This is a genomic window from Dactylosporangium sp. NPDC000555, assembly GCF_040300025.1.
In the GTDB taxonomy this organism is placed as follows: Bacteria; Actinomycetota; Actinomycetes; order Mycobacteriales; family Micromonosporaceae; genus Dactylosporangium.
In genome coordinates this window covers 18,733-27,472 of record NZ_JBEPDB010000100.1, presented here as the reverse complement: position 1 = coordinate 27,472, position 8,740 = coordinate 18,733, and the positions used below count along the sequence as shown (strand labels likewise).

General features: G+C 71.3%; 8 protein-coding genes and 11 tRNA genes. 13 read left to right on the top strand and 6 right to left on the bottom strand.

Annotation, left to right across the window (positions count from 1 at the left end):
* Positions 1-1,561: 1,561 nt before the first annotated feature.
* Both ABT297_RS37640 and ABT297_RS37635 read right to left on the bottom strand, forming a co-directional pair.
* Positions 1,562-1,729: a GNAT family N-acetyltransferase gene (locus tag ABT297_RS37640; RefSeq protein ID WP_350557350.1), complete on the bottom strand. Its 168-nt coding sequence runs from the start codon at positions 1,727-1,729 to the stop codon at positions 1,562-1,564.
* Complete coding sequence (locus ABT297_RS37635) at positions 1,687-2,097, bottom strand: GNAT family N-acetyltransferase (RefSeq protein ID WP_350557351.1); 411 nt, start codon at positions 2,095-2,097, stop codon at positions 1,687-1,689. Before ABT297_RS37635 ends, ABT297_RS37640 begins: the two co-directional genes overlap by 43 nt.
* Positions 2,098-2,262: 165 nt before the next feature.
* Between ABT297_RS37635 and ABT297_RS37630 the strand changes: the two genes are divergently transcribed.
* The 12 genes from ABT297_RS37630 (at position 2,263) to ABT297_RS37575 (ending at position 3,702) form a co-directional block, all read left to right on the top strand.
* Complete coding sequence (locus tag ABT297_RS37630; protein ID WP_350557349.1) at positions 2,263-2,397, top strand: hypothetical protein; 135 nt, start codon at positions 2,263-2,265, stop codon at positions 2,395-2,397.
* Positions 2,398-2,682: 285 nt separating this feature from the next.
* A tRNA-Ala gene (locus tag ABT297_RS37625) sits at positions 2,683-2,754 on the top strand.
* A gap of 29 nt (positions 2,755-2,783) precedes the next feature.
* Positions 2,784-2,857 (top strand) — tRNA-Glu (locus tag ABT297_RS37620).
* Positions 2,858-2,867: 10 nt separating this feature from the next.
* Positions 2,868-2,941, top strand: a tRNA-Gly gene (locus tag ABT297_RS37615).
* A gap of 28 nt (positions 2,942-2,969) precedes the next feature.
* Positions 2,970-3,041 (top strand) — tRNA-Asp (locus ABT297_RS37610).
* A gap of 13 nt (positions 3,042-3,054) precedes the next feature.
* Positions 3,055-3,129, top strand: a tRNA-Gly gene (locus ABT297_RS37605).
* Between the two features lie 16 nt (positions 3,130-3,145).
* Positions 3,146-3,218: transfer RNA gene (locus ABT297_RS37600), tRNA-Leu, on the top strand.
* A 54-nt stretch (positions 3,219-3,272) separates the two neighbouring features.
* Positions 3,273-3,346, top strand: a tRNA-Glu gene (locus tag ABT297_RS37595).
* 5 nt (positions 3,347-3,351) lie between these two features.
* A tRNA-Lys gene (locus ABT297_RS37590) sits at positions 3,352-3,424 on the top strand.
* Between the two features lie 2 nt (positions 3,425-3,426).
* Positions 3,427-3,506 (top strand) — tRNA-Met (locus ABT297_RS37585).
* Between the two features lie 26 nt (positions 3,507-3,532).
* A tRNA-Tyr gene (locus ABT297_RS37580) sits at positions 3,533-3,613 on the top strand.
* A gap of 18 nt (positions 3,614-3,631) precedes the next feature.
* A tRNA-Cys gene (locus ABT297_RS37575) sits at positions 3,632-3,702 on the top strand.
* Positions 3,703-3,846: 144 nt separating this feature from the next.
* Here ABT297_RS37575 and ABT297_RS37570 read toward each other — a convergent pair.
* The 4 genes from ABT297_RS37570 to ABT297_RS37555 form a co-directional block, all read right to left on the bottom strand.
* On the bottom strand, positions 3,847-4,626 hold the full coding sequence (locus tag ABT297_RS37570) for a nucleoside phosphorylase (RefSeq protein ID WP_350557348.1): 780 nt from the start codon (positions 4,624-4,626) through the stop codon (positions 3,847-3,849).
* Entirely contained in the window at positions 4,623-4,829 is a 207-nt protein-coding gene (locus tag ABT297_RS37565) for a hypothetical protein (RefSeq protein ID WP_350557347.1), read from the bottom strand. The genes ABT297_RS37570 and ABT297_RS37565 overlap by 4 nt, the downstream gene beginning before the upstream one ends.
* Before the next feature lie 88 nt (positions 4,830-4,917).
* Positions 4,918-6,249 (bottom strand): outer membrane protein assembly factor BamB family protein, encoded by a 1,332-nt coding sequence (locus ABT297_RS37560; RefSeq protein WP_350557346.1) that lies wholly within the window; start codon positions 6,247-6,249, stop codon positions 4,918-4,920.
* 83 nt (positions 6,250-6,332) lie between these two features.
* A complete protein-coding gene (locus ABT297_RS37555; protein ID WP_350557345.1) occupies positions 6,333-7,061 on the bottom strand; it encodes a C40 family peptidase in 729 nt (242 codons plus the stop codon).
* Between the two features lie 340 nt (positions 7,062-7,401).
* Here ABT297_RS37555 and ABT297_RS37550 point away from each other — a divergent pair, with 340 nt between their 5' ends.
* The gene (locus tag ABT297_RS37550; protein WP_350557344.1) at positions 7,402-8,730 is read left to right on the top strand and encodes an ABC transporter substrate-binding protein; all 1,329 of its coding nucleotides are present in this window, start codon (positions 7,402-7,404) and stop codon (positions 8,728-8,730) included.
* The last annotated feature ends 10 nt before the right edge of the window (positions 8,731-8,740 follow it).

Sequence of the window (8,740 nt, the reverse complement as noted above, 5' to 3'; positions counted from 1 at the left end):
GCCGACATCCTGATCCGCCTGGGTCGGGCGGCCGAGGCCGCGGAAGAGCTCGAACACGCCGCCGACCTCGCGCCGACGCGCCACGAGCGGCAACTGCTCCGCCGGCGGATGGCCGACGCCCTCGCCGGCAAGGCCACCGACACCACACACTGACGCCAACGACTCTCACGACGAGTGCCGGTCGTAGCCACACCCGCGGAGAACCCGACGCGGACGTCGCGCAGCACCAAGTACACCCACCGGCGGGTTGGGGCATCGCGGGCAGCGGCACCGGGCATTACTCGCTCAGTCACCTGACCAAACGGGGCGATAACGGGCAACCTGCGACCGTGATGGTGTTCGCATTCTGCATCGTCCGGCCCACCGGTTCGAGCCCCGTTCGGCATCTTCGATGCGGACGGCCTCGAACCGCCTGCCACTGTTCGCGTGACGGCAGCGGCCAGCAACCGTCGACGATCACGATGTCGGTATCGCCGCTAGTGACGGCCTTTTCCCATGTTCTGGGGGACCAGCCGGGGGCACAACAAGAAAACTCCGTCACCCCACGGGCGTGCTGATCATCGAAGCGCCGTACCCGCTCCCGCCGTTACGGCGATCCTGAACCACCAGGCACGCGCCGCCCGCGGTCGTGGACTCCCCTGATAACAGTGCGCTCACGACCGCTGCGACATCATCGCCCCTGACGGACGCCGACCGCTGACCACGGTGACGCCGAAGGAATGCCAGCGGGACCGTCAGACGGTCGATCGGCCGACAGCAAGGGATGATCGATCCGCGAGTGCAGCGCATCCGCATTTAGCCGATGTGCGCGTTGCGTGTGCCATCGCCATCGTCGAGACATTCGGGAATCGGCCTCGGCGGTCCACAAGTGCAGTGGTTGCTTGTTCCCGCCTTGCGGAGCATTCGGCGGAAATGCCGCTCTGCCGTGCGCGGCATTGTCGAAAGATGGCCGCGATGCGCCGGCGGCCGTTTATTTCCGCCAATCATTGGCTGCGTTGCCGGGCCGGCGGGCCGGCGCAGCTGTGGCGTGGATGCGCGACGACGCTTCGGGACAGGACCTGGCCGCCCGTCGCCGCCCACCTGGCGCGGCGCGGGATCGCAGTCGCTCGCCGCGGGGCTGCTCGCGGGACGTTGTGCCTGGTCAGGCTGCATGACCGGCGGAGGCGGCGAGGACGGCATCGGCACCTGCACCGATCCGTGCACCGATCCGTCCCGCTGGTCGCTGACCGCCGGCGGGGTGTCGCCGCGGAGACGGCGGAGCTTCTCGGCGTGGCGTCTCGCAAGGCCCCAGTCCCGATGCCGTGCGTGCTCCCGGCGGAACTGCTCCTTCGCCGGAGAATAACGACGTGACCTGGTCCGGTCACGCATGGCAGCCAACTCCGCCCTTGAAAACAATCCCAACTGCCCCATGCATGCAATCCCGGAAGACGACCGAAAGCACCGCCCCGAACGGCAGTCCATAATGTCAGATGGTGCACGCTCATGCCGCCGGGCGAGCGCGAGAGACCGCGCGCATATCGGTGGACGCGGCGCTGCCGAGGCCGGGAGCATCGGCCGATGCTCATCGGGTGGGCAGCTCGATCCAATAGCGGCGGCTGCGGCCCAGCCACGTGTCGCGGACGTCCTCCAGGGCGCCGCCGCAGCGCTCGATGACCCGGGCCGAAGCCGGGTTGTGCTCGTCGCAGCTCAGCATGACCCGGTCCAGGCCCAGGTCCGCGGCGGCGCGCAGGACCTCGCGCAGCGCCCACGTCGCCAGGCCGCGGCCGCGGGCCGACGGGCGGATGCCGCGTAGCCGATGTGGCCGCCGGCCTCCAGGAGCTTCGGGTTCAGGCGGTGGCGCAGGGTGATCGCGCCCAGGATCGTGGCGTTCTCGGCGATCCACCAGTACGTCGCGGGCACCCGGCCCTCCGGCGGCGGCCGCGACTCGTCGCGCTGGGCGTGCAGCCCCGCCACCCAGGCGGCGAAGCCCGCGGCCGAGTCGACGTCATCGTCCTCGCCAAGGCCGCTGCCGTGCTGGGTCGCGCCGCGGCCCCAGTCGTCGCGGGCGGCCAGCCAGGGCGCGTGCAGGCGGGACGTGGGGGCGATCAGCTCGGCCATACGGGCAACGTACCGCCCGCTGCCACGCGGTTGCCGGGGTATTTCGAAGAAGTCGCGATTAATGCGTTGTGCGGGCGCCGGCGAATGCGTAATCTATTCATCGACACCGAGAAGAGCGCCGGGAAGAGTACCGAGAAGAAGCACTGAGGCGACAAGGAGATGACCATGCGACGGCACCCCGATCTCGAACCGCGGCGGCAGATGCCGCTCGGCGCGGGGGCCATGGGCGGCTATGCCCTCCTCATCGCCGGTTTCGACTGTCTGAACTGGGAATACGCCTCGGGTAGGTGGAGCGGCTAGCGGCCCGCTAGCGACGCCTCCGCCGCCCACCCCACCGGGGACCGGGCGGCTTTTTCGTTCCCTGAAACACCATTTTGCGGCCGGCGGAAATGGCGATACCGGCTGCCCGAAAAACGCCTCGGCGATTTCGCCGGTGGAGTCGGCAATTGACAAGTCCACAGTGGATGGCACACGTTTCAGGCCGAGACGGGGGAGACGGAAACCCACGCGCCTTGGGAGCGCGGGAAACCCCGTTCGACTCGGGGGTCTCGGACGTACCGCCGGCGTGACCGCGCCGGCGGCGGAGGGCTTGTGGCGCAGCGGTAGCGCATCGGTTCGGCAGACCGAGGGTCAGCGGTTCGAATCCGCTCAGGTCCACGCGGGGTGCTCGTGCGGGCACCCACCGACGCCCGTGAGGTTGAGGCAGGTAGACCTCCGGATTCTCACTCCGGGAGACCGGGTTCGACCCCCGGACGGGCGACGTGTTGCCTGCGGTAGTCGTCCAACGGGTAGGACACCTGTCTTCCAAACAGGCCGTGACGGGGTTCGAGTCCCCGCTACCGCTCTGGTGCCCCTGGGGGGAGGCACCTTTTGCCGTCGTAGCTCAGCGGAAGAGCAAGGCCCTGTCGAGGCCGAGGTCGCCGGTTCGATTCCGGTCGGCGGTGCGCGGTACCCCACGCGGTTGTAGCTCAGTCAGGTCAGAGCGTCGCCTCGCCAAGGCGAAGGCCCCGGGTTCGAATCCCGGCTGCCGCTCGGTCGCAACACCCACGCCCTCGTGGCCCAACGGCAGAGGCACGACGTTGAGGACGTCGACAGTGCGCGTTCGAATCGCGCCGAGGGCACGCACGGCAAGCACGTCCCGGTAGCTCAGTTGGTAGAGCACCGTCCCGGGACATGGCGCGGTGGACGAATGGAAGAGTCGCCTGGTTTTCACCCAGGACATGTGCGGGTTCGAGTCCCGTCCGCGCTTCGGAAGTGCCGCTAGCTCAACTGGTGGAGCAGCCGACGCTTCGTCGGCGGGTTCGGGGTTCGAGTCCCCGGCGGCGCGCTCGCAGGGTAGAGGAGCTCGGTCGTCCTCGCCGGTCTCATAAGCCGGAGATCGCGGTGTTCAAATCCCGCCCCTGCCACCACAGAGGGGCCGATAGGCCCCCACCACGCGGGTGCGCCGACGCTGGAGAGTCGGGGCTGGCTGTAAACCAGCTGCTTTGCTGAGGGGGTTCGAATCCCTCCACCCGCACGAACACCGTCGATCGATGGCCATATGCCCGAGCGGTCAGGGGACCGCCTGCAAAGCGGTAGACGCCGGTTCGAGTCCGGCTGTGGCCTCGCAACACGTGTCGCCATCCACTGTGGACCCTACCCGCAGGCTGAGCGTCGGCTGCTCGGCCGCCCCTCATAAGGGCGGAATGCCCGGTTCGACACCGGGGCCTGCGACTGCGTGCCACCGTCCCCGGTGCTGGCATCGGCGGCTCACAACGGGAGCCGGCGGACCGCGGCCAGCGCGAGGTCGAGGAGGCCGGCGCGCACGCCGGACGAGGAGGTCCAGTTCCGGTGGCTCCAGGTGCTGCCGCTGACGTCGTCGCCGGCGTACAGATACTGGGTGAGGCGCACGCCCCGGAACGCGGCCACGGTGAGGAACGCCGCGGTCTCCATCTCCACCGTGATGCAGCCCTCGTCCCGGCGGGCCCGGATCCGCGCCGGGGTCTCCCGCAGCGGCGCGTCCGTCGTCCACGTCATCCCGATGGTGTACGGCACCGCGCGCTCCGCCAGCACGTCCACACACGCGGCCACCGTGGCCGGATCGGCGCGCACCACGCGGGCCGGCGGCGCGTAGTGGTACGACGTGCCCTCGTCGCGCACCGCCGCGTCCGGCACGACGACGTGGCCCAGGGCCATGCCTGCCCGCAGGGCCCCTGCGCCGCCGCACGCGACGAACGCTCGACCCCCGGCGGCGATCGCCTGCTCGAGGTGGTGCGCCGCGAGCGGCGCTCCCACGCCCGGATGGAACACGGCGACCGGTTCACCGCCCGCCTCGACCAGGTGGATCTCGTGCCCGCCAAGATCCCGCGGGAACGCGCCGATCCGCCGTGCCGCGTGGCTGGCCGTCAGGCCGGCGAGCACCTCCGGGAAGAAGCACATGACGACCCGCGCCGGCATCGGCTCGCGCAGGGCCGGCGGCCGGGGCGCGATGAGCGCCTCGCGGTCCGGGTCGAACTCCGTCAGCGGCAGGTCCGTGTCGAGGTCGCTCACCGGCGCCGCCCGGTCCAGGCCCAGCCGATGTGCGCCCGGCCGGCGCCGACAAGCACAAAGGCCGTCACGAGCAGCCCGCCGGTCAGCGCGTCGTCATCCGGCGCGCCGGTCGGGCGCTCGACGTTGGCCAGGTAACCGAGCCAGCCGCACGCCACGCACGAGAGCGCGATCAGCAGCCCACCGATCAGCATGTTTCGCCGCATCCGATCCAGGCTAGGCCGGAGGCTTGGTTCCGTCGGGCCGGGCGGACATTCCGGGCGCGCCGCGCCGCTCGAGGGAGTGCGGGACGGTTCAGGATTCGACCGCGACGACGCCTGTGAGGGTGCCGACGTAGCCGTAGCCGCGGGCGACGGTGGGGGAGGCGAAGTGCGGGGCGCGTCCGATGTCCAGCCGCGCGCGCTCGTGCCCGTCGGCGGGGTCGAGCAGGTGGAGCACGCCCGCGCCGACGTCGACGACCCAGACCGAGCCGCCGGCGAGCACCGGGGAGCCGGTGGCGCCGTCGGGGCCGTGCCAGCCGACGGTGATCCGGCCCGAGGTGGTGTCGACGGTCACCTTCCGCACCCCGTCGTCGCAGGGCACGAACAGCGTGGTGCCGGCGACCGCGGCGCCGCCGAACACGGCGCACACCTCTCGCTTCGCCCGCTGGCCGCCGATGCCGCCGAGATCGGCCGGGTCGAGCACGTAGCCGACGCCGCGCTTGCCGGCGATGAAGATCTTGTCGCCGCCCGGGCCGGAGACCAGGGCCGGGGTCATCGAGCCGAGGTCGAGGTCGTCGGGGTTGTCCTCGGCCCACGTGTCCGGGGCGAAGTAGCCGGTGCGGCGCAGCGATTGGTCCAGCGCGATGACCGTGTCGCTGCCGTCGAAGGTGGTCGTCGACGCGCCGTTGCCGACCGCGTAGTACAGCCGCTGGCCGATGACGGCCCCGCCGGCGGGGGACCAGATGCCGCCCTGGCGCGACGTCGGCACGGTGTAGCTCTGCAGCTCGCCGTCGCCGGAGGTCGGCGCCGACACGACGGAGCCGATGTAGTTCGCGCAGTCCCCGGCGAGCCCGCCGTAGGCGATGTAGACGCGCCCGGCCCGCACGGTGAGGGCGGCCCGCTGCTGGTGCGCGAGCCGGTCGCCGAGCGGCGGCTCGACCGCGCGGCGCAGCCGGACCTCGCCGCTGCCGACGTCGACGCCGACCAGGGTGTGCGCGCCGCCGGTGGACTCCGCGACGGCGAAGACCAGCTTCGTCTGCGCGTCGTACGCCATGGTGCCGGTGATGCCGAGCGGGTCGATGTCGCCGCACGGCAGCGCGGAGCCGGGCACCGGCGTGCCGACGTGTGCCGACCACAGCACGGCGCCGGATCGCGCGTCGAGGGCGTAGACGGTGTCGTTCTCGGTCGCCGCGAGCACCCTGGTGCCGATGACGAGCGGCTGGCCGTACACGGCGCCGTCCAGCCGCGCCTCCCACGCCTTGGCGAGCCTGGTGGCGGGCGGGGCGCTGGGGCCGTTGCCGGTGCGCGCGTTGTCGCGGTGGTACGTCGGCCAGTCCGCGTTGTCGGCGGTGGGCACCGGCGCCGGGTCGCCGCCGCATGCCGCGAGCACCAGCGCGGCGGCGAGAACCGCGGCGGACCGGCGCATGCCGTTCAACCTCCTCAGGCCTTGCCGGCGCTGATCGTCCCGGGCGGGCAGCGAGTCGGAGCGGTGCCCACCCGGGACGGCCTTCACAGGAAGCGGTACGCCGTGCCGCCCCGCACGGGTGCGACGCGCACGCCGGCAGACGGGTTGGCCGCCTCGACCATTTTGCCGTTGCCGATGTAGATGGCGACGTGCCCCGACGTGTGGATGACGTCGCCGGGCAGCCACTGCCCGGACGGCACCTGCCGGCCGCGGGCCGCGATCTGCTCGCTCTGATGCGGCAGCTTGATGCCGACCCGGGCGTACGCGGCCATCACCAGGCCGCTGCAGTCGTAGGAGTCCGGGCCCGACCGGGCGTACACGTACGGTTTGCCGACCTGCGCGAGGGCGAAGTTCACCACGGTGCCCGCCGCGTCGGAGGGTGCGGCGACGGTGGCCGGCTGCTTGCTCGACGATCCCGACTTCGTGCTCTTGCTCGAGCTCGGTTTGACACTCGAGCTCGGTTTTGCACTCGAGCTCGGTTTGGAAGTGGGCGGCTTCGACGCGGTGCTCGGCTGGGCGGGAGCCGGCGGGGCCGGGGGGACCGCCGCGTCGCGCTGGGACTTCGCCGCGTACGTCGGGCGGTCGCGATGCGCGCGGTCGGCGCGTTCATAGGCGGTGAGCAGCGCCTCCTGCTCGAAGATCGACGGCGACGGCGAGCCGGTTTGGGCGTTCACGGCCGGTGCCGCGGCTGGTGGGCCGGCCCCGGCCGCGGAGGGGCCGAGCCAGACGGTGTACAGGACAAGGGCTGCGGTGCCCGCTGCGATGCGGTGCAACGGCTGGCGTGCGTTCAGGTCGGCTCCATGGTTGGCCCGGTGCTCTCTCGCGTGTCTCGGGTGGAGCGCCGCGGTGTTGGCCGACGCTGATCCGATGTACCGGGCTGAACGGACATTCCTCCACTCCGGCTCCCGAGGGGGCCGTCGGCGACGCTAGGCGAGCCGCGGGGGGCGCGCGGCTGCTCGTGACGTTCCTCACCGGGTATCTCACCCGCTGATGGACGGGTAACAGCCGAAATCTCCGTCCCACTCGGACAACCTTTTCCGGCCGTTGGGACGTCTTGGTTGCACCTTTTTCCGACGTGCGATTCGAGCGATTTTGAGCGTTTATGCTGCTTTCATGGGTTTTGCAGCGGTACCGCGGACGGTCGCGCTGGCCATGACCGTGGCTCTGCTGGGCGCCTGCGCTGGCACCGGCGCCCGAAGACCGTCCGCGGACGCCGCCTGCGCCTCCTACAGCGGCTCCCAGGGCCACCGCGGCACGACGGTCACGATCTCCTCGTCGATCCGTGACGTCGAGGCCGACAGGTTGATCAAGGCGTGGGAGACGTTCGAGGCCTGCACCGGCATCGCCATCGAATACGCGGGCAGGGCCGACTTCGAGGCCGCGCTGCCGGCCCGGATCTCCGCCGGGCGCGCCCCCGACCTCGCGTTCTTCCCGCAGCCCGGTCTGCTCGCCGACATGGTCCGCACCGGCCGGCTGAAACCGGCCGGCAAGGCGGCCGCGGACAACGTCGAGCGGTACTTCTCGGCGGACTGGAAGCGCTACGGGACCGTGGACGGGGTGCTCTACGGCGCGCCGATCGACGCCAACGTCAAGTCACTCGTCTGGTACTCCCCGAAGTACTTCGCCGCGCACGGCTACACGGTGCCGCGGACCTGGCAGGAGATGCTCGATCTCAGCGACCGGATCGCCGCCGCCGGCGTCAAGCCGTGGTGCGCCGGGATCGAGTCCGGCGGCGCCACCGGCTGGCCGGTCACCGACTGGCTCGAGGACATGCTGCTGCGCACCGAGGGTCCCGACCTCTACGACCGGTGGGTGCAGCACCAGATCCCCTTCGACGACCCGCGCGTGGTCGCCGCGCTCGACCGCGTCGGCGGGATCCTGCGCAACCCGAGATACGTCAACGGCGGCCACGGCGGCGTGGACAGCATCGCCACGACCGCGTTCCAGGAAGGCGGGCTGCCGATCCTGGAGCACACCTGCGTGATGCACCGGCAGGCGTCGTTCTACGTCAACTGGTTGCCGGCGAACGCCACCATCGCCGAGGACGGCGACATCTACGCGTTCTACCTGCCGCCGATCGACCCCGGCGCCGGCCGCCCGGTGCTCGGTGCCGGTGTGTTCGCCGCCGCGTTCGCCGACCGCCCCGAGGTGCAGGCGGTCGCCGCGTACCTGGCCACCCCCGAGTTCGCCGACAACCGCGCCCGCACCGGCGGGGTGGTCAGCGCCAACCGGGAGCTGGACAAGAACGTGCTGAAGAACCCCGTCGAACGGCTGGTCGCGACGATGCTCGCCGATCCGGACGTCACCTTCCGTTTCGACGGCTCCGACATGATGCCCGCCCCGGTCGGCGCCGGCACTTTCTGGACCGGCATGACCGACTGGATCAACGGCGCCGACACCGCTACCGTCCTGCACCGCATCGAGGTTGACTGGCCCGCTTGATCCCGTTCGT

Bases quoted from the DNA above. Each gene is read 5' to 3' on its own strand.
- ABT297_RS37635 (WP_350557351.1), bottom strand. From the start codon at position 2,097: ATGGCCGAGCTGATCGCCCCCACGTCCCGCCTGCACGCGCCCTGGCTG.
- ABT297_RS37630 (WP_350557349.1), top strand. From the start codon at position 2,263: ATGCGACGGCACCCCGATCTCGAACCGCGGCGGCAGATGCCGCTCGGC.
- ABT297_RS37565 (WP_350557347.1), bottom strand. From the start codon at position 4,829: ATGCGGCGAAACATGCTGATCGGTGGGCTGCTGATCGCGCTCTCGTGC.
- ABT297_RS37560 (WP_350557346.1), bottom strand. From the start codon at position 6,249: ATGCGCCGGTCCGCCGCGGTTCTCGCCGCCGCGCTGGTGCTCGCGGCA.
- ABT297_RS37550 (WP_350557344.1), top strand. From the start codon at position 7,402: ATGGGTTTTGCAGCGGTACCGCGGACGGTCGCGCTGGCCATGACCGTG.